At 32.4% G+C, this 20,609-nt stretch carries 16 protein-coding genes; all 16 read left to right on the top strand.

Features of this window, described 5'->3' with window-relative positions; genetic code table 11:
• Positions 1-17: 17 nt before the first annotated feature.
• The 16 genes from ruvA (at position 18) to SJY43_RS02510 (ending at position 20,548) form a co-directional block, all read left to right on the top strand.
• Entirely contained in the window at positions 18-599 is a 582-nt protein-coding gene (gene ruvA / locus SJY43_RS02585; RefSeq protein ID WP_396602288.1) for a Holliday junction branch migration protein RuvA, read from the top strand.
• Positions 599-7,954 (top strand): cell surface protein SprA, encoded by a 7,356-nt coding sequence (sprA, locus tag SJY43_RS02580; RefSeq protein WP_396603381.1) that lies wholly within the window; start codon positions 599-601, stop codon positions 7,952-7,954. The genes ruvA and sprA overlap by 1 nt, the downstream gene beginning before the upstream one ends.
• A 70-nt stretch (positions 7,955-8,024) precedes the next feature.
• The gene (gene gcvH, locus SJY43_RS02575) at positions 8,025-8,405 is read left to right on the top strand and encodes a glycine cleavage system protein GcvH (RefSeq protein WP_396602287.1); all 381 of its coding nucleotides are present in this window, start codon (positions 8,025-8,027) and stop codon (positions 8,403-8,405) included.
• Complete coding sequence (locus SJY43_RS02570) at positions 8,398-8,775, top strand: VanZ family protein (RefSeq protein WP_396602286.1); 378 nt, start codon at positions 8,398-8,400, stop codon at positions 8,773-8,775. Before gcvH ends, SJY43_RS02570 begins: the two co-directional genes overlap by 8 nt.
• A 60-nt stretch (positions 8,776-8,835) precedes the next feature.
• On the top strand, positions 8,836-9,555 hold the full coding sequence (locus SJY43_RS02565; protein WP_396602285.1) for an energy transducer TonB: 720 nt from the start codon (positions 8,836-8,838) through the stop codon (positions 9,553-9,555).
• Between the two features lie 248 nt (positions 9,556-9,803).
• Positions 9,804-10,598, top strand: coding sequence for an energy transducer TonB (locus tag SJY43_RS02560; protein WP_396602284.1), 795 nt, complete (start codon positions 9,804-9,806; stop codon positions 10,596-10,598).
• Positions 10,599-10,810: 212 nt separating this feature from the next.
• Entirely contained in the window at positions 10,811-12,910 is a 2,100-nt protein-coding gene (locus SJY43_RS02555) for a gliding motility protein RemB (RefSeq protein ID WP_396602283.1), read from the top strand.
• Positions 12,911-13,064: 154 nt separating this feature from the next.
• Complete coding sequence (locus SJY43_RS02550; RefSeq protein ID WP_396602282.1) at positions 13,065-14,291, top strand: adenylate/guanylate cyclase domain-containing protein; 1,227 nt, start codon at positions 13,065-13,067, stop codon at positions 14,289-14,291.
• 224 nt (positions 14,292-14,515) lie between these two features.
• The gene (gene cyoE / locus SJY43_RS02545; protein WP_396602281.1) at positions 14,516-15,409 is read left to right on the top strand and encodes a heme o synthase; all 894 of its coding nucleotides are present in this window, start codon (positions 14,516-14,518) and stop codon (positions 15,407-15,409) included.
• Between the two features lie 3 nt (positions 15,410-15,412).
• Positions 15,413-15,994, top strand: a complete 582-nt coding sequence (locus SJY43_RS02540) for a heme-copper oxidase subunit III (protein ID WP_396602280.1) — start codon at positions 15,413-15,415, stop codon at positions 15,992-15,994.
• 456 nt (positions 15,995-16,450) lie between these two features.
• Entirely contained in the window at positions 16,451-17,443 is a 993-nt protein-coding gene (locus SJY43_RS02535; RefSeq protein ID WP_396602279.1) for a cytochrome c oxidase subunit 3, read from the top strand.
• Between the two features lie 51 nt (positions 17,444-17,494).
• Positions 17,495-17,875, top strand: a complete 381-nt coding sequence (locus tag SJY43_RS02530) for a cytochrome C oxidase subunit IV family protein (protein WP_396602278.1) — start codon at positions 17,495-17,497, stop codon at positions 17,873-17,875.
• Positions 17,876-18,495: 620 nt separating this feature from the next.
• The gene (locus tag SJY43_RS02525; RefSeq protein ID WP_396602277.1) at positions 18,496-18,981 is read left to right on the top strand and encodes a hypothetical protein; all 486 of its coding nucleotides are present in this window, start codon (positions 18,496-18,498) and stop codon (positions 18,979-18,981) included.
• Positions 18,974-19,717, top strand: a complete 744-nt coding sequence (locus SJY43_RS02520) for an SCO family protein (RefSeq protein ID WP_396602276.1) — start codon at positions 18,974-18,976, stop codon at positions 19,715-19,717. Before SJY43_RS02525 ends, SJY43_RS02520 begins: the two co-directional genes overlap by 8 nt.
• On the top strand, positions 19,710-20,240 hold the full coding sequence (locus tag SJY43_RS02515; RefSeq protein WP_396602275.1) for a DUF420 domain-containing protein: 531 nt from the start codon (positions 19,710-19,712) through the stop codon (positions 20,238-20,240). The genes SJY43_RS02520 and SJY43_RS02515 overlap by 8 nt, the downstream gene beginning before the upstream one ends.
• Positions 20,241-20,329: 89 nt before the next feature.
• Positions 20,330-20,548 carry a hypothetical protein gene (locus SJY43_RS02510; RefSeq protein ID WP_396602274.1) on the top strand — a complete coding sequence of 73 codons (219 nt, stop codon included), beginning with the start codon at positions 20,330-20,332 and terminating at the stop codon, positions 20,546-20,548.
• Positions 20,549-20,609: the final 61 nt, after the last annotated feature.

Genomic DNA, 20,609 nt, shown 5'->3' with positions numbered 1-20,609 from the left:
TTAACGAAATCCAATTCATGATAACACACATTCAAGGGAAACTTACTGAAAAAAATCCAACACATGTTGTTATTGATTGTAATGGTGTAGGTTATATGCTAAATATATCACTACATACATTTTCTCAAATTCCAGAAGGTGAACAATTAAAATTATACACACATCTTCAAGTTAAAGAAGATTCTCATACGCTATATGGGTTTTCATCGCTAGCCGAACGTGAAATTTTTAGGTTATTAATTTCTGTAAGTGGTATAGGGTCAAGTATTGCGCGTACCATGTTATCATCTTTAACACCTAAGCAAATTAGAGAAGGAATTGCAAGTGGTGATGTACCTTTAATTCAATCCATAAAAGGTATTGGAGCCAAAACAGCCCAACGTGTTATTTTAGATTTAAAAGATAAAATTTTAAAGATTTACGATATAGACGAAGTTTCTGTGCATAAAGGCAATACCAATAAAGATGAAGCGTTATCTGCTTTAGAAGTGCTTGGTTTTGTTAAAAAACAAGCAGAACGTGTTGTGGATAAAATTATGATAGGACAACCTGATGCCGATGTTGAAACGATTATAAAGCAGGCCTTAAAAAATTTATAATAAATATTTTGAACCAAATCAACTATAAACAAACTAAACAGTCTCTCTTAATAATATTTTTACTTTGTTATTCTTTAGTAGCTTGGTCTCAACAACCTGCTCAAGATTCAACAAAAACAGGGTTTAGTTTAGGCAAAATTAGCGTCCCTAATCCTAATAGTATAGAGTCAAAATATACTTATGACCCTATAACGGATAGGTATATTTACACCGAAAAAATAGGTAGTTTTAATATTAATTATCCAGTTATTTTAACACCTAAAGAGTATTACGCTTTAGTTGCGAAAGAAAATTTACGTAGTTATTACAAAGAAAAAATTGATGCCTTTGATGGTAAAAAAGAAGGTTCAGAAGAAGATAGAAAAAATTTACTGCCTGAATTTTATGTGAAATCAGATTTTTTTGAATCTATTTTTGGAAGTAACACTATTGAGGTGGTTCCACAAGGTTCTGTGGAAATGGATTTAGGAGTACTATTTTCTAGACAAGACAATCCGTCGTTTTCACCAAGAAACAGAAGTAATTTTACTTTCGATTTCGATCAACGTATCAGTTTAAGTTTATTAGGGAAAGTAGGTACAAGACTCCAAGTAACAGCTAATTATGACACACAATCTACTTTCGATTTTCAGCAACTTATAAAATTAGAATATACACCTACCGAAGATGATATTATTCAAAAAATAGAAGTTGGTAATGTAAGTATGCCATTAAACAGCTCGCTTATTACAGGTGCGCAGAGTTTATTTGGAGTTAAAGCCCAACTTCAATTTGGAAAAACAACCGTTACAGGTGTGTTTTCTGAACAAAAATCTCAGGCTAATACAGTAGTCGCTCAAGGCGGAGGTACACTTGAAGAATTTGAGTTTTTCATTAGAGAATACGATGAAAATAGACACTTCTTCTTAGCACAATATTTTAGAGATGCATATGATGGTGCCTTAGAAAATTACCCGTTTATAAATAATAAAGGATTGCAAATAACCCGATTAGAGGCTTGGGTTACTAATAGAAGTAATAGGACAGATAATGTTAGAAATATTGTTGCGCTTCAAGATTTAGGAGAATCTTTTTATAGCTCTGCCCAACCTGATAAGGATAATATTCTGCTAGACCCAATTCCAGGAGGATTTATAAATACGACTAATGCATTTCCGGATAATGGTAACAATGATTTTGACCCTACGGCAATTGGTTCAACGTCTGTTTTAAATAATCTAATTCGAGATGTTTCTACCGCCGATCAAGGTTTTATTGGGTTAAGTGATCAAGTAGATGAAGGTAGTGATTATGCAAAACTTGAAAATGCCAGAAAATTAATTAGCAATCAAGAATATACATTAAATACAGAGTTGGGTTATATATCGCTTAACCAACGTTTAAGTAATGATGAGGTTTTAGCCGTAGCCTTTCAATATACCGTAGGAGGAAAAGTATATCAAGTTGGTGAATTTGCAAATGATGGGCTTGAAGCTACGGATGTAGAAGTAACGGATGGAGAGGTAACCTCTGTTGTAAATACAGCTCTAGTTTTAAAAATGCTTAAAAGTAGTATAACTAATGTTACACAACCAGTATGGGATTTAATGATGAAAAACATCTACGATACTGGGGCTTATAATTTAAGTCAGGATGATTTTACACTAAATATTTTTTATAACGAAGCATCGCCATTAAACTTTATTTCACCAGTTGGCGCGAGTTTCGAATTGGATATTAATGGAAACCCTGTAAATGGGAGTACACCAAGTGAAGACTTATTAGAAAACTCCCCATTATTACGCGTTTTTAACTTAGATAAGTTAAATTTTAATAACGATCCGCAGGCTAGAGGAGATGGGTTTTTCGATTTTGTTTCAGGAGTTACAGTTATTCCCGTAAATGGAAAAATTGTATTTACAAGTGCAGAACCTTTTGGTGAATATTTATATAATGTATTAGGTGGAGGAACCAATTATGATGATGTTGATAACGCCATGTTTAATGACGACCAAAAGAAATATGTTTATGATATCCTTTATAAAAGTACAAAAACAGCAGCCTTAGAAGAAGTTGAAAAAAATAAATTCAAATTAAAAGGACGCTATAAATCTTCTAGCGGTGGTGATGGTATTCCTATTGGCGCTTTTAATGTGCCAAGAGGTTCTGTAAGAGTTACTGCTGGTGGGCGTGTGTTAGTTGAAGGTATTGATTATACGGTAAACTATCAATTAGGACGTGTTCAAATTTTAGATGAATCATTAAAAGCATCAAATACACCAATTCAGGTTTCTACCGAAAATAATGCAGTTTTTGGTCAACAAACAAGACGTTTTACAGGACTTAATGTTGAGCATAAATTCAACGAAAATTTTGTTTTAGGAGCGACGTTGTTAAATTTAAATGAACGCCCTATTACACAAAAGGCAAACTATGGTTCAGAATCTATAAATAATACCATATTTGGGCTAAATGGGAATTATTCTACCAAAGTACCTTTCTTAACGCGATTAGCTAATAAATTGCCAAATATTGATACAGATGTTGAGTCTAATTTATCACTTCGAGGCGAGTTTGCATATTTAGCGCCGGGTGCACCAAAGGGCACCGATTTAAATGGTGAAGCAACCTCATATATAGATGATTTTGAAGGCTCGCAAAACGGTATCGATTTAAAATCGCAACAATCTTGGTTTTTGTCTAGTAGACCTTTAGATATTGATGGCGATGGAGATGATGGTGAGTTAGAAGATAGTGCAGGTATTCAAAATGGGTATGATAGAGCACTTTTAAACTGGTATACTATCGACCCTATTTTTTATAGTAACCAACGTCCGGATGAAATATCTGATGATGATGTTTCAGGACTCTACACAAGTCGTGTATTTATTAATGAGTTATTTCCAGACCAAGACTTAGTTCAAGGGCAAAATTCTGTGATTTTCACTTTAGATTTAGCGTATTACCCAGAAGAACGTGGACCTTATAATTTTGAACCGTTAGCAGATTCAGATACTAATAGTGATGGTGTTTTAGATAATCCAGACCAAAGTTGGGCAGGTATTACAAGACAAATAACATCAACAGATTTTGAGCAACAAAATGTAGAGTATATCGATTTTTGGTTACAAGATCCTTTTCAAGATAATCCAACAAATCCTGGAGGTAAGTTAGTATTTAATTTAGGTAATATTTCAGAAGATATTATTAAAGATGGTAAAAAACTCTATGAAAATGGATTGCCTAAAGATGGCGATATAGATTTATTAACTGAGACATCTTGGGGAACTGTAGTGCCGCAAAATCAATCTTTAATTTATACGTTTGATAGTACTGGAGATGAACGTACCAATCAAGACGTTGGTTATGATGGTTATGATGATGAGAAAGAGCTACAAGAATTTGGAACAGATTTTGGAGACGATCCTGCAGGCGATAACTATGCATATTTTTTAAACACCGATGGTAATATTTTTGATCGTTATAAAAAGTATAACGGTGTTCAAGGTAACACTCCAGATACATTTACTGATACAGATAGAGCGGCAAATACACAACCCGATGTAGAAGATATTAATCGTGATAATACCATGAATACGATTGATAGCTACTTTGAATACGAATTAGATTTGACAAGAGCCAATTTACCGCTAGATAAAAATGCTTTTGATAATATACCAGATAGCAACCCATTAAAAGAGTTTTTAAGAGATTTTAAAGATCAATCGCGTTCAATGCCAAATGGTGAATCCGAAAAGGTTAGATGGTATCAATTTAGAATACCAATAGAAGGTAATCATGTTAAAGAAGTAAATAGTCCAGATATAAGATCAGTAAGATTTACAAGAATATACCTTAAAGAATTTCAAGAAAAAACCATATTTCGTTTTGGTACTTTAGATTTAGTTAGAAGTGATTGGAGACGTTATACACAATCTCTTGATGGAGATCCTTTTAATACGAACGATGATGATACCGATTTCTCAGTTGGTGTTATTGGTACGATTGAAAATGATGGAAGTTACGTTAGGCCCCCAGGAATAGAGCCTGAGGAGCTTTTTAATAATAACACAGTAGTAAGTCAAAACGAACAGTCTTTAGTTGTTCAAGCGTGCAATTTAGAAACTGAAGATGCTAGAGCAGTTTATAAAAACATTAACTTAGACATGCGTCAATATAAGCGTATGAGAATGTTTACTCACCTTGAAAATATTATTGAAAATCCAGTTGAAGATAAAGATGTTATTGCTTTTATAAGAATGGGTAATGATTTAACTGAAAATTTTTATCAAATAGAGTTGCCTCTAAAATTATCAGAAAGAATTACTGACTCTGAAGATCCTGATAATAATGAAACTTTGAGTAATAGGGAAATAGTTTGGCCTACAGAAAATGAGTTTAATTTACCTATTGAACTCTTAGGGGAAATTAAAGCTCTTGGTATTTCTGAGATGACTCTAACTAATGTTGATCCCACATTTTACGATGTCGTAGATGATAAGTTAGTAGAAACCCCTGTCTCAGAATTTTCAGAATATACTCTTGGTCAACAAAGAATCGCTGTAAAGGGGAATCCTAATTTTGGAGATATTAGAACTTTAATGGTTGGTATTAAAAACGGAACTACTGCAAATATAACGTCTACAAACCAAGATGTTTGTGCAGAGGTTTGGTTTAACGAATTACGATTATCAGATTTAGATAACGAAGGCGGATGGGCTGCTGTAGTAAGCTTAGATACTAATATAGCAGATTTTGCAAGTATAAGTGCTACAGCTAGCCAAAGTACATCTGGGTTTGGATCTTTAGAGCAAGGACCAAGTCAACGAAGTTTAGAAGATGTAAAACAATATGATGTGGTTACCAATGTTAATGTTGGTCAATTACTACCAAAAAAATGGGGCATTCAAGTGCCATTTAATTATGGTCAGAGTGAAGAGTTAATTACACCTAAATACGATCAGTTTTACGAAGATTTAACCTTAGATTCTAGGATCGACGCTGCCAATTCTGAAGCAGATAAAGACGAAATTAGACAACAGTCTGAAGATTATACTAAACGAAAAAGTATTAATTTTATTGGTGTTAGAAAAACAAGAACTACAGACAAAAAACCGCGTTTTTATGATGTTGAAAACGTAACATTAAATTACTCTTACAATAAAGTAGAGCATAGAGATTTTGAAATTGAAAACGCCGTTAATAAAACTTTACGTATTGGAGCCAATTATGCGCATAATTTTAATCCAATAACCATAGAGCCATTCAAGAAAAACGATTCGCTTTTTAATGGTAAGTACTGGAAATTTTTAAAGGATTTTAATTTCAATTTATTACCAACAAGTTTTACTATTAATACAGATATTAATAGACAGTTTAATAGGCAGAAATTTAGGGAAGTAGATTTGACTGCTGATAGTGGTAATATTGGTATTGAAGAATTGTTTAGAAGAAACTATACCTTCGATTTTCAATATGCTATAAATTATAACCTAACCAATTCGTTACAATTCAATTTTACTGCTTCAAACAATAATATTGTTAGAAATTATTTTAAGGGTACTATTGAAGAAGGTGAACAGGATTCAACTCTAGATGTGTGGGATGGTTTAATGGATATTGGAGATCCAAATAGGCAAACGCAAAACCTTGGTGTTACTTATCAATTGCCACTTAATAAGATACCAACCTTCAGTTTTATTGATGCGACATATCAATATACAGGAACTTTTCAATGGCAAAAAGGATCTGATTTATATGGTGAATTAGAGGTAGATGGAGTGACATACGATTTAGGGAATACGGTTCAAAATTCAAACGTTCATAATATCAATACATCTTTAGATATGTCTCGTTTTTATAAATACATAGGTTTAGTTAAAAAACCAATTAGACGAGTAAGAACAAGAACAACGCCTGGTGGGGCACCTCCAGGAGGAGAAAAAGCCAATACTAAAAAGATAACCAAAAGATCAAAAAACCAAGGAATGACTAAGTTCTTAAATGCTGGTGTTGATGTTTTAACAAGTATTAAAAGAATTCAAGTAAACTATTCCGAGAATAGTGGTACGTTTTTACCGGGTTATACAAACACACCCGGATTTATAGGAACTTTAAAACCAACAGTTGGGTTTACATTTGGTAGCCAAAGAGATATTAGATATGAAGCAGCGAAACGTGGTTGGTTAACATCTTTTCAAGAGTTTAACCAGCAATTTACTTCAACCAATACAAAACAACTCGATATTTCTGCCAGTTTACAGCCTATTAGAGATTTAAAAATTGATATTGTTGGTAATAGAGCCTATTATGAAAACTTCACAGAGAATTATAAGGTTGTAGGTGGTGTTTATAATCCATTAACACCTAATACGTTTGGTAACTTTAATATTTCTACAATATTAATTAAAACAGCATTTAATCAAAGTGATGAAATAAACTCAGAACCTTTTGAAGATTTCAAGTCTAATAGATTAAAAATTGCCGACCGATTAGCCGAAAAATTCTATGGAACGAATACTTACACGAGAGATGATGATGGTTACCCAGAAGGTTTTGGAAAAAGTAGTCAACGCGTATTGTTGCCAGCGTTTTTAGCAGCTTATTCTGGTCAAGATGCTACGAAGGTTAAAACGAGTGCTTTTAGAGATATTCCAATACCAAACTGGGATTTAAAGTATACGGGCTTCATGAAGTTTAATTGGTTTAAAAAACGTTTTAAGCGTTTCTCTTTAACACACGGATATCGTTCGGCTTATACTATTAATCAATTTAATACAAATTTAGATTATACTGAGGCAGAAACGGGTAAAGATTATGCAACTCAAATAACGGATAATCCTGATGCTTTGGATCAATCTGGTAATTTTAAAAACGAGCGTTTATTCAGTAATATAAATTTAACAGAATTATTTAGTCCATTAGTTAGAATAGATATGGAAATGAAGAATTCAGTTAGAATTTTAGCCGAAATTAAAAAAGATAGAATGTTATCTTTAAGTTTTGACAACAACTTGTTAACGGAAGTTCAAGGTAACGAATACATTATTGGGTTAGGTTACCGAATTAAAGATTTACGAATTCGCTCTAAATTAGCTGGACCTAAAAAGCGAATTGTTAGCGATTTAAATATGAAAGCTGATATTTCTGTAAGAGATAACAAAACAATTATTAGGTATTTAGATTTAGATAACAATCAAATTACATCTGGACAAACAATCTGGGGATTAAAATATTCTGCCGATTATGCGTTTAGCAAAAACTTGACAGGTATTTTCTATTTTGATTATACCTTCTCAGATTATGCTATTTCAACGGCATTTCCACAAACTACAATTCGATCTGGATTTACAATTCGATATAATTTCGGTAATTAACATATTCTCTATTTGAATTTAAGGTTTGAATAAATACATTTGTTGAATAATTAAATTTAAAATTTATAAAATGAACATTCCTTCAGAATTAAAATATACTAAAGACCACGAGTGGGTTAAATTGGATGGTGATATTGCAACCATTGGAATTACTGATTTTGCGCAAAGTGAATTAGGAGATATTGTTTATGTTGAAGTAGAGACGGTAGATGAAACATTAGAAGCCGATGAAGTTTTTGGAACCGTTGAAGCGGTAAAAACAGTTTCAGATTTATTTTTGCCATTAACGGGAGAAATTATTGAATTCAATGAAGGTCTAGAAGATGAACCTGAAGTGGTTAATTCTGATCCTTATGAAGGCGGTTGGATGATAAAACTTAAATGTTCAGACTTATCTCAAGTAGATGGGTTAATGTCTTCAGATGATTATAAAACACTTATAGGTGCTTAAAAAAAATGCATTTATAGTTGCTTTAGGTTATGCAATTGCATTAGGAACGGTAAGTTTAATTACTATAAAAGACATTCCAGATGTTCATATATCTTTTGCTGATAAAATATTTCATTTTTTAGCCTACGGTCTTTTTGCAGTATTATGGTATTTAGCTTTTTATTATACGTTTGGTTTTAAAAAAAAGAAGGCATTAATTTATGCGTTTGTATTAGCTGTATTCTTTGGCATAGTTATTGAAATTTTGCAAGATACAATGACAGCCACAAGAGCTTTAGATGTTTACGATGCCTTAGCTAATACTTTAGGAGCATTAATTGCTTCTACTTTGATTTGGTTTAAAAAAAATTTACACGTTAAAAACTCTTAAACGCTTGCTTTTTTGAATAATAAATAGTTATTTTAGCACTCTTGATAAACGAATTAAATTATGGAACTTAAAAAAAATCCCAAAGCTAACGTTGGACGTAACAGTTCACTTTACTTCGCTATTGGATTAGCGTTAATGTTGTTTTTAACAAATTACGCCATCAATTACAAAACTTATGATAAAGCCGCTATTGACATAGGTCAATTAGATATGGATGAAATCGATGATGAAGAAATTCCAATTACAGAACAACTTCAAACACCACCACCACCTCCACCACCACCTGCTGCGCCAGAAGTGATTGAGATTGTTGAAGATGAGGTTGAAATTGAAGAAACTGTTATCGAGTCTACTGAAGTTGATCAGGAAACTGAGATTATGGAGGTTGAAGAAGTAGAAGTAGAAGAAGTAGAAGAAGATATTGATGTACCATTTTCAGTAATTGAGAATGTGCCAATTTTTCCAGGTTGTGAAAAAGGAAGCAATACAGCTAAAAGAGATTGTATGTCGAAAAAAATCTCTCAATTTGTAAATAAAAAGTTTAATACAGAGTTGGCAAGTGAATTAGGTTTGTCAGGAAGACAACGTATAAATGTTATTTTTAAAATTGACAAAACAGGTACGGTTACAGGTATTCGTGCAAGAGCACCACACCCAGGATTAGAAAAAGAGGCTAAAAGAGTTATTGGTTTATTACCAAAAATGAAACCAGGTAAACAACGTGGTAAGCCAGTAAATGTACCTTATTCTTTACCAATTATTTTCCAAGTTCAAGATTAAGAATTAATTTATCTTATATATAAAAAGCCTCGAAGTTAACTTCGAGGCTTTTTACTTTTTATTAAATCCCGTTACAAAACTGTAACGGGATTTTTTGGTATGCTTATTGTGACTTTATCATAACATTAACATTTAAACTATAATTATTATGAAATGAGCATAAACAAAACGGTGTTTATATTTTGGGAAACAACAAATTTTGTTTTGCGAATTACATTTGACTTTAGTTTGAAATAAAACTTTAACAAATGAAAAATCAAAAGAATTCTCACGAACTCATTCGGCAAAATGAGCAAATCGTGAAAAAATCACAAAAGCATGATGCAAATTTACAAAAAAACTCAACCCTTTATTTTCAAATTGGGTTAATTGTTTGCTTACTGGTGGCATTTGGGCTGCTTGAGATGAAGTTTGAAACTACTATTCCTAAGGTAGCGGAGTTATTACCACCTGATGAACCAACTGAAATTTCAATTAAAAATTTTAAGGTTTATGTTGAGCCCGTAAAAGAGGTTCAGCCAGAGGTTAAGAAAAAGGTAGTTTTAACCAATAAAATAAAAGAGGTTGATGATGATTACAAAATAAAAAAAGCAATAGAAATCATCACAGCAGAACAAAACACATCTTCGGAAACGGCTATTGATCCAGGTGAGGTTTTTGTCGATGAAAAGCCTGAGGAAGAAAATGTTCCATATGCTTTTATACAAAACGTTCCAATTTACCCTGGTTGTGAAAGGGAAAAGACCAATGTAGATCGAAAAAAATGTATGTCTACAAAAATTGGAAAGCTCATTCAAAGAAAATTTCAAGGAAATGATATCGCTTCAGATTATGGATTATCTGGAAGGCAGAGAATTAATGTGCAATTTACAATTGATAAAACAGGTAAAGTGACTAACATATTAACGAGTTCGCAACACCAGAAACTTGATAAGGAAGCTTCTCGTGTTATAAACTTTATCCCTGAAATGATTCCAGGAAAACAAAACAACAAAAATGTTGGTGTAATTTATACTTTACCCATAGTATTTGATGTTCAGTAAATAATTACAATTTCATGCTTTAAAAACCGTTATTACTTTAGTATTAACGGTTTTTTTATAAACTAAATTTACATGCGATTAACGTGATTCCATATTTAAGTCACTTCGAGCATGTTCCCTATTATTGCAGAAATACTTATCATTGATAATATATAACTAGAATTTAAAATTATAGTATCTTTCAAGCCTTAAACAACTCTTAATTAGAAAATATGAAGCAATTCATTGTACTACTCCTCCTTTTAGTTCAATATAATTCCTATTCTCAAAGCACTTTTTTGCCAGAAAAGCCACCAGTTTTTCCTAATTGTGAAAGTGTAGCTATAGATTCATTACAAGCATGTTTTGAAAAAAACGTATTTGATAATATTTATAACAATTTTAAAGTTTCAGAAAAGGTTACTAAAGACGATTATAAAGGTGAAGTTGTTGTTGTTTTTGAAGTAGATACTACGGGAGTGTTTCGAGTAATTTATACCGATGCCATTTATAATGAGTTAAAAGATGAGGCAAAACGTGTGTTTTCTGAGTTTCCTAAAATAGCAGCAGCCACCTATAATGGCAGAAAAACATTTAAGCAATATTCCATTCCTATTAAAATACCATTGGTAGATCAATCTGTGGTAACACAAGATTTAGCCGAAGACAAAACCCTTTCTGCCTTAGAAATAGCTGCTAAAAATGAATTTGATAAAGTAGATGATGAATTAATAGCTTTTGAAAACAAAGCGTTTAACAGCCAATTAAATATTCAGTTTACGCATCGTGATTATGCTAGGTTCGATAGACATATGAATCTTGTTGGAACAAATAGTCATACCGCTTCCAAACCATTTGTGTATGAAGAGGTTTCTAAATATTTTGATTTTGAAGCCGAACAAGAACTATTAAAAAGAGAGACTGAAACTTGGGCTGGTAAGAAATTATGGAACGAGCATTTGGTGCAATTACAAGGTGAAGATTATTGGTTTACGGTAGATCCTATTTTTGATTTACAGTTTGGAATAGAATCTAATCTTGAAAATAATAAAACATATAACAATACTAGAGGGTTTTTGGTGCAAGGTGGATTGGGCGAAAAATTGAATTTTTACGCCTCGGTTTTTGAAAGTCAAGGCCGGTTTGCAGAGTATGTAAATCAATACGCTGAGACTTTAAAAGCTTTTGGTCCAGATCCAGCTATTATTCCTGGACGTGGTATTGCAAAACGTTTCAAAACCGATTCATATGATTATCCTGTAGCAGAAGCGTATTTATCTTACGCGCCAGCTAAATTTATAAATGTTCAATTTGGGCATGGCAAAAACTTTATTGGCGATGGTTATAGGTCGTTGTTATTAGGCGATGCTGCTAGTCCCCACCCGTTTTTAAAATTAAATACCAAATTCTGGAAAATAAAATACACCAATACTTGGATGTGGATGAAAGACGTTAGAGACGAAGTTGAAGTCGATAAAGCATTTAAAACTAAGTATGTTGCCAACCATTATTTAAGTTGGAATGTGTCTAAAAAATTAAATATTGGATTGTTTGAATCAGTTTTATGGACTAACTCTAACGACCGCGGATTTGATGTTAACTATTTAAATCCTATTATTTTTTACAGAGCTATAGAGTTTGAAACTGGACAAGGCGCAGGAAATGCGATTTTAGGAGCCACGGCAAAATACAAATGGAATGATAGTGTGAATTTTTATAGCCAATTTGTTTTAGATGAATTTTCTCTTGGTGATGTTAAAGCTGGAGAGAAAAGCTGGAAAAATAAATACGGTTACCAACTTGGAGTTAAATATTATAATGCCTTTAAGGTAGATAATTTACTATTACAATTTGAGTATAACCGTGTTAGGCCATACACGTATTCGCATAATACCATTGTGCTTAACTATGGACATAACAACCAATCGTTGGCACACTTATGGGGCGCAAATTTTAGTGAAGCTGTTATAATTGGGAGATACCGTTACAAACGCTGGTATGGTGATGCTAAGTTTATTTTTGGAACACGAGGACTAGATTATAACAACGGAACTGATGATTTTAGTTACGGTGGCGACATTTATAGAGATTATAATGATAGACCTTTTGATACTGGTGTAGAAGTAGGGCAAGGAATCAAATCAAAAATATTCCATGGTAATTTACAAGCGGGTTATTTAGTTAATCCGGCAACTAACTTAAAAATATTTACAGATATTACCGTTAGAAATTTTAATCCGGAGGCGACTACAGTATCAACGTTCAATAACGAAACGCTATGGGTTAATTTTGGTATTAGAACCGATTTATTTAATTGGTATTTTGATAACTAACATATCATGTCATTAAGAACGTCAGAATCTCATAAATAGATTTTTTGTGTAAAAATTAATTATCTTTAAGAGGTCTGAGTAATAAAAGTTACTTCATAACACATTAACTATAATCTGGAAGCAATTAATTATTTAGTGAAATAATTAGAACTTTATGCGCAATGATGATAAAATAGAAACTCCAGTTTTCCAAAGAATTATTGATATTGGTGTAAACAAGGTGTTTTCTGTAACTGAAAACAGGTGCGTACGGGTTACAAATATTGCTTCTATCCTTGGCGTCTTATTCATGGTGATTTGGATGATTGTTGCTTTTTATCTTACAGATACCCTAGTAGTTTATGGGAGCAATGGGGTGCTAGCATTAATGTTTTTATGTGTTCTATTATTAAATTATAGAGGTTGGCGCGTATTAGCTTCAACTTGGTTTACAATTACTTCCTATTTTGGAGTTGCTTTATTTCTTTATGTATTGGGTTTCTCTTCAGGAGTTTGGGTTATTTATTTTATTGTAATAATTACTCCTTACATGACCTTTCCAAAAAAAGCAAGAAAATTAGCCTTAGGTTTTAGTATTTTGGGGGTATCGACTTTAATTATTTCGGTAATATTTCAATCCAAAATTAATGCGCGTTATGATGTAATAAGTCCATATTTCCTGCAAATAGTAAATATATGTGTAACTGGACTAATTTGTTTGGCGATTGCATGGACTTTGTCTGTACTGATTGATAGATCAGAAGAGTCGCTGAAGGCTGAACAAAAAAAATCAGATGACCTTCTTTATAATATACTTCCAGTAAATGTAGTAAAGGATTTAAAAGAAACTGGTAAAACAGTACCTAAAAGGCACAACAATGTTACTATTTTGTTTACGGATTTTGAGGGTTTTACAGAGTTAGTTGCAAGTATTCCAGCTATCTCTTTGGTTAATGAGCTCAACGATATTTTCGGGCAATTCGATGAAATCGTAGAGAGGGTAGGTGTTCAAAAAATTGAAACAATAGGTGATGCTTATGTGGCCGCATGCGGACTTAAAGAAGAAATAAATGAACATGCTATTAATTGTATCAAAGCCGCTCAACAAATGTTATTATACCTTGAGGAAAGAAATAAGAAACATGAAATAAAATGGAAGATGAGAGTCGGGATACATTCAGGACCCATAGTGGCTGGAGTAGTAGGGAAAAAGAAATTCAGCTATGATCTTTTTGGAGATACAATTAATACTGCTAGTAGAATGGAATCATCAGGAGAAACTGGTAAAATAAATATTTCAGGGTCAACATTTCAACTTGTTAAGAAAGACCTGGATTTAGAATACAGAGGAAAAATTCATGCCAAAGGAAAAGGGGAAATGGAAATGTATTTTGTAAAATAAACTTTAATTAGTGGTCTGCTAACTAAGTAATCTTAAGGTTTAACGAATGTTAATATTAGAATAGGCAGAATGTAATATATTGTTTTGAGTAAAATAAAGAGTTTTAAAAGCACAAATTTCAACATAAACAACCCTGTTTAAATTTAGCATTAAACCATTGTTAAAATTGCTTTTATAGAGTATCTTTGCACTCGCAATACAAAAGCCGTCAAGGACATAGACCATTGAGTAATTCAAAATCTTCATTAGCAACACCTTCTTTAATTTCAGATTTTAAGGAAATCACGAAAATGCGCTTATCAATAAGTGTTGTGTTTTCTTCGCTTATTGGCTATTTACTAGGTGTTGAGACTATAGATTACGTAACGTTATTATTATTAGCATTAGGTGGTTATTTTATGGTGGGGGCATCAAACGGATTCAATCAAATTATTGAAAAAGACTTGGATGCTTTAATGGATAGGACAAAAAACAGACCCATTCCAGCAGGTCGCATGTCTGTGAATACTGCATTTATTATTTCAAGCATTTTTACCATATTAGGAATCGCTATTTTATATACCATCAATAAACAAACAGCCATGTTTGGTGCGATATCTATTTTTATATATACCTGTGTTTATACACCGTTAAAAACAAAAACACCTATTTCTGTATTTGTTGGTGCTATTCCAGGTGCTATTCCGTTTATGCTAGGTTGGGTAGCAGCTACAGATAATTTTGGAATTGAACCAGGAACGTTATTTGCGTTACAATTTTTTTGGCAGTTTCCTCATTTTTGGGCTATTGGCTGGTTTTTGTTTGAAGATTATAAGAAAGGTGGTTTTTTTATGCTACCAACAGGGAAGCAAGATAAAGGAACGGCAGTACAGGTTATTATGTACACCATTTGGACGATTTTAATATCTATAATTCCGGTGTTTGGTTTTACTGGTAAGTTGCAACTATCTATTGTTGCAGCAATACTGGTTTTTCTTTCAGGGTTGTGGATGTTGTATTATGCTATTGGATTATTTAAAAAAATGACTGTAAAGGCAGCAAGACAATTAATGCTGGTTAGTGTGTCTTACATCACACTAATTCAAATTATTTATGTTGTAGATAAATTTATCAGATAAATTATGGATTTAACTCAAGGTACTAAAGAAGAAAAAAATAACAGAGCAAAAAAAATGATGCTTTGGTTTGGGATTATATCCTTAATTATGTCTTTTGCTGGTTGGACAAGTGCATTTGTTGTAAGTAGCTCAAGACCAGATTGGTTAAAAGATTTTGTGCTCCCAAATGCTTTTATAGTTAGTACGGTTGTAATAATTATAAGTAGCTTAACTTTTATGTTAGCAAAACGTGCTTTAAAAACCGATAATCATAAAGCAACGTCGCTGTGGTTATTTGCAACATTAATTTTGGGTGTTGTCTTTATTTTTTATCAGTTTTCGGGTTTTCAGCAAATTATAGATTTAGGTTATAATTTTACTGGACCTACAAGTAATGTAACCATGTCTTATATTTATTTAATAGCCATAGTGCATATTTTACACGTTGTAGTTGGCTTAATTTGTTTATTGGTTGTAATTTATAATCATTTTAAACAAAAATACATGTCAACTAATATGCTAGGTTTTGAATTGGCTGGTACGTTCTGGCATTTTATAGATATCCTTTGGGTTTACCTGTTTTTATTCTTATATTTTGTGAGGTAATAACTAGACCAAATAGTCTTTTATATTGCGGTTTTACAAGGGTTTTGGCGGATAGGTGCGTTAGGGATTGAGGCTTTGTTGAAGCTCGCCGACGTAGGAGGAAGCGACTGCCGAAAGCCCGACTTTTTGTGCTCCGGAAAGGTTTTAAAAACCTTGTAGGTATAATCAAAAAGGAACGCCCAATTGTTTTTAACAATGATTTTTATCATGTTTTCAATTTTTAAAGCGGTATATTTTATTAGATGAATAATTTGATTATTTTTGTCCAACTTTTAAACAATATCTGTTTAAAGTGCATATTGAGGCGGGATAAACGAAGTTGCTTTTTTGTTATATAACGCTGTGATTGATTTTAATAGCCTAAGCTGTTGAGATTATGGACAAGGAAATAGAACGGGAAATGAACAAGTTTTATGCTTTAATATGTAATTTAAAACGATATACTAACCATTATATATGAGTACAGCAGTAGCAGAAGGCAAAACTTGGGGAGGTGGCAATAAACCACTTAAGGTAAGTTACGGTAAAATGATGATGTGGTTTTTCATCGTATCGGATGCTTTAACATTTTGTGGGTTTTTAGCAGCCTACGGATTTTCAAGATTTAAATTTATTGATGCATGGCCAATTGCAGATGAGGTGTTTACGCACTTTCCGTTTTTACACGGTGTAGATGCGCCTATGTATTATGTGGCTTTTATGACGTTTATATTAATTATATCGTCTGTAACTATGGTATTAGCTGTTGATGCTGGACACCATATGAATAAAGGTAAAGTTACTATCTATATGTTTTTAACCATTGTTTTTGGTTTAATATTCGTTGGTTCTCAAGCCTGGGAATGGAACACATTTATTAATGGCGATTATGGTGCAGTACAAACAAAAGGTGGTAACATTTTACAGTTTGGACAATATGTTGATAAAGACGGCGAGCAAGTTTTTAAACGTGTAGCTGTAAGAGATTTTGCTGTAAGCGCAGCGCATCAAGATAGAACACAACATGAAAGTAGAACAGGAATTTGGTTTGTTGATGAAGGATCACTTCCTAACTACACCATGGACGAAGTTATACATGGTTTGCAAGCTAACAAAGATGTTTTAGTGCGAACTCAAATTATAAACGAGGCGGGCGAAAAAACAGTTTTATCAAGAGCAGAGTCGGTAAATCAAGTTATGAAAAACGGTAAGTTATATGTTGAGGGGGCTAACCTTCATGTTAACGAATATGGTTCGCCACTTTTTGCAGATTTCTTTTTCTTTATAACAGGATTTCACGGTTTTCACGTATTTTCAGGAGTATTAATTAACATTATTATTTTCTTTAATGTTGTTTTAGGAACTTACGAAAGACGCGGAAGTTACGAAATGGTAGAAAAGGTTGGTCTTTACTGGCACTTTGTCGATTTAGTATGGGTATTTGTATTTACATTCTTCTACCTAGTATAATTAATAATATTCGCCAATAGCTAAAAGCTAAAGGCAAAAAGCAAATTTAAAATGGCGCAAGATCATAAATTAGAAATATTTAGAGGACTTTGGAAATTTAAGTCTAACACACAAAAAATTTGGGGTGTATTAGCTTTTCTTAGTTTTATTACAATAATAGAAGTAGCATTGGGTATTGCAAAACCAGAAGGTTTAATGGCAAGCTTTTTAGGAATGAAAATATTAAACTGGATATTCATTATCCTAACCATAGTAAAAGCCTATTACATTACTTGGGATTTTATGCACATGCGCGACGAAACTAGCGGCTTAAGACGCGCCGTAGTATGGACAGCAATTTTCTTAATCCTTTACTTAATGTTTATACTATTACAAGAAGGCGGTTATGTATTTGATGTTTATGATAACGGATACATTAAAAGAGACTTTTAAGTACATATTTAAAATATAAAATGAATCCTGCCAATTGGCAGGATTTTTTTTTGAATATGGTTTTGGGCGCCTGCATGCAGGCAGGTTACCACACCCTTCGTCTACGCTTAGGGCAGGCGGTCGGGCTTTTATTCATGCATTTCTATTTTGTATTTTTGAATTCATGAAAACATAAATGTTTCGTTACAAGTCCTCGCAACTCCTACGTCGGGCTGTGGGCTATCCACTTCAATCCCTAACGCACATATCAGCCAAAGTAAACGGTTAAAAAGCTATATCAATTATCATCATAAAACTTCAAGTTAAATAATAGAATTAAAGCGGTTATTAAATCCGCTTTTTTTATTTTTGCAAAACAATTTAATACAATAGAAATACTAGTATTTAATGGATTATAAAAAGGTAAGTCGATATGTTGTTTTAGGAATCTTATTCTTTCTTCCTGTAACCTTTTTATTGTTTCTATATCCTGCTACACATAACTATGTACCTTTAGATATTGTAAACGAATCGGTATTAGACATTAAAAATTCTCTTCTAAAAACGACGAGCAAATTATATTAAAAGATCATATAACAGTATTAGGTTTTTTTGGGAGTAATCCTGAGCAAAATAGTACTATGGCCTTAAATTTAAAAGAGCTAGTATACGATAAGTTTAAAGGATTTAAGCGCTTTCAGGTTGTGGTTCTTATGCCAAAAGGCACAGAAGAAGCGGTTAAAAAGCTAAAAGCAGAAATTAGCTCGTACCAAGATTTAAGATTCTGGCATTTTGTGTTTGGCGAACCCACAGATATTAAACGGGTGTTTTTTAGCCTAAAAACTAAAGGAAAACTAACAACTAGCTTAGCAACCAATCAAGTTTATATTGTCGATAAAGATTTAAATCAACGTGGACGATTGGATGATAGGACAGATAAAGAACTAGAAAAAAAGAAACCTATTTACGGTTTAAACGCTTACGATTGTATTGAAGTAGCAGAAATAAAAAATAAAATGAGTGACGATTTACGAGTTTTATTTACCGAATACAGGCAAAAAAGAAAAGGCGAGTTTAACTCTGATACAAGACGAGCTAGCGATTTAAAATCTGAAACCAATGAGTAAAAAATCAAATTATTCATACATAGGCATAGCCTTTATTATTCTTGTTTTTGGTATTATTTTTATTCCAAGAATTGTGGATAGAATATCTAATAATGATATTTCACGACAAGAAAGTAGAAGCGATCAGCCAAAAGAGCAAGCATCAAAAAAATCAGATTTAGTATTTATTCCTAATAATGATGAGTTTAGAAAAGTACCTAATTTCTCTTTTACAGATCAAAACGGGAGCACAATTACCAATAAAGATTACGAAGGCAAAGTATATGTTATAGAATTCTTTTTTACAACATGTCCGACTATTTGTCCAAGAATGAATAGAAATCTTATTCAAATTCAAAATGAATTTAAAGGTTTTGACGATTTTGGTGTAGCATCTTTTACCATTAATCCAGATTACGATACACCCGAAATACTTAAAGCCTATGCCGATAAATACGGTGTTACAAACCCAAACTGGCATTTAATGACTGGTGATAAGGATGCTATCTATAAACTAGCAAACGAAGGTTTTTATATTTACGCAGCTGCAAACCCCGATGTTGAAGGCGGTTTTGAGCATTCAGGAAATTTTGCTTTGATTGATAAAAATGGATTTATTAGATGTAGAGAAGTAAATGGAAACCCAATAATCTATTACAATGGTATTACTTCAGAATCTGAAAAAACAGATGAAGATGGTAAATTAGAAGAAATTAGTGCACTAAAACAAGATATTAAAAAGTTGCTTAATGAGTAATTCACAACAAACCTTAAACGAGAAAAAGTATAATAAACTTATAGTTGTTTTATCAATTGTAATTCCAGTAGCTGTTGCTGCACTTTTTGGAATTAAAATAGATGTAGAGCTTCCGGTGTTTTTACCACCTATTTACGCTAGTGTTAATGCGCTTACTGCAGTCGTTTTAGTATTTGCATTTGTTGCTATTCAGAAAAAAAATATAAAATTGCATGAACGTTTAATGAAGTTTGCAATAGCGTTATCTCTTGTGTTTTTAGTAATGTACATTGCATACCATATGACCAGCGATTCTACTAAATTTGGAGGCGAAGGCTTTTCAAAATATGTATACTATTTTATATTAATAACACATATAATATTATCTATTGCTGTAATTCCATTTGTATTAATAACCTATGTTAGGGCGATTACAAATAATATTGAGAAGCATAAAAAAATTGCTAAAATTACATTTCCGTTATGGCTTTATGTTGCTATTACTGGAGTTGTAGTGTATTTAATGATTTCACCTTATTATTAAAGAAATCCTGTTTTGTGAAGTTTTAAGAACAACCACAAAGCAGTAAGTTTAATTCATTTCGCTAAAGAGCGGAACCTTTAAAATAAATAATGAAACGCAGAATAATATTTTTCATTTCTTTTCTATTCATTTTTATAAAGAGTAATGCGCAATGCGCCATGTGCCGTGCCGTATTAGAAAGCGAAGAAGGTCAAACAGCTGCAGAAGGAATAAATGATGGTATTGTGTATTTAATGGCTATTCCGTATATTCTTGTTGCAGGTATTGGGTATTTTATTTATAAAAAATACAATTCGTTAAAAAAATAAAAACTTTTAACGAATTCTTGTAACAATTTTTTAATTGGTTAGTCTAACTTTAAAGCTTAAT

It is taken from the genome of Algibacter sp. R77976, assembly GCF_044594645.1.
Taxonomy (GTDB): domain Bacteria; phylum Bacteroidota; class Bacteroidia; order Flavobacteriales; family Flavobacteriaceae; genus Algibacter_B.
This window is presented reverse-complemented; position numbering and strand designations above follow the sequence as displayed.

What these genes read in the sequence shown, in the direction of transcription:
- ruvA (WP_396602288.1), top strand. Translation starts at nt 18, where the DNA reads ATGATAACACACATTCAAGGGAAACTTACTGAAAAAAATCCAACACAT.
- gcvH (WP_396602287.1), top strand. Translation starts at nt 8,025, where the DNA reads ATGAACATTCCTTCAGAATTAAAATATACTAAAGACCACGAGTGGGTT.
- SJY43_RS02565 (WP_396602285.1), top strand. Translation starts at nt 8,836, where the DNA reads ATGGAACTTAAAAAAAATCCCAAAGCTAACGTTGGACGTAACAGTTCA.
- SJY43_RS02560 (WP_396602284.1), top strand. Translation starts at nt 9,804, where the DNA reads ATGAAAAATCAAAAGAATTCTCACGAACTCATTCGGCAAAATGAGCAA.
- SJY43_RS02555 (WP_396602283.1), top strand. Translation starts at nt 10,811, where the DNA reads ATGAAGCAATTCATTGTACTACTCCTCCTTTTAGTTCAATATAATTCC.
- SJY43_RS02550 (WP_396602282.1), top strand. Translation starts at nt 13,065, where the DNA reads ATGCGCAATGATGATAAAATAGAAACTCCAGTTTTCCAAAGAATTATT.
- SJY43_RS02540 (WP_396602280.1), top strand. Translation starts at nt 15,413, where the DNA reads ATGGATTTAACTCAAGGTACTAAAGAAGAAAAAAATAACAGAGCAAAA.
- SJY43_RS02535 (WP_396602279.1), top strand. Translation starts at nt 16,451, where the DNA reads ATGAGTACAGCAGTAGCAGAAGGCAAAACTTGGGGAGGTGGCAATAAA.
- SJY43_RS02530 (WP_396602278.1), top strand. Translation starts at nt 17,495, where the DNA reads ATGGCGCAAGATCATAAATTAGAAATATTTAGAGGACTTTGGAAATTT.
- SJY43_RS02525 (WP_396602277.1), top strand. Translation starts at nt 18,496, where the DNA reads ATGGCCTTAAATTTAAAAGAGCTAGTATACGATAAGTTTAAAGGATTT.
- SJY43_RS02520 (WP_396602276.1), top strand. Translation starts at nt 18,974, where the DNA reads ATGAGTAAAAAATCAAATTATTCATACATAGGCATAGCCTTTATTATT.
- SJY43_RS02515 (WP_396602275.1), top strand. Translation starts at nt 19,710, where the DNA reads ATGAGTAATTCACAACAAACCTTAAACGAGAAAAAGTATAATAAACTT.
- SJY43_RS02510 (WP_396602274.1), top strand. Translation starts at nt 20,330, where the DNA reads ATGAAACGCAGAATAATATTTTTCATTTCTTTTCTATTCATTTTTATA.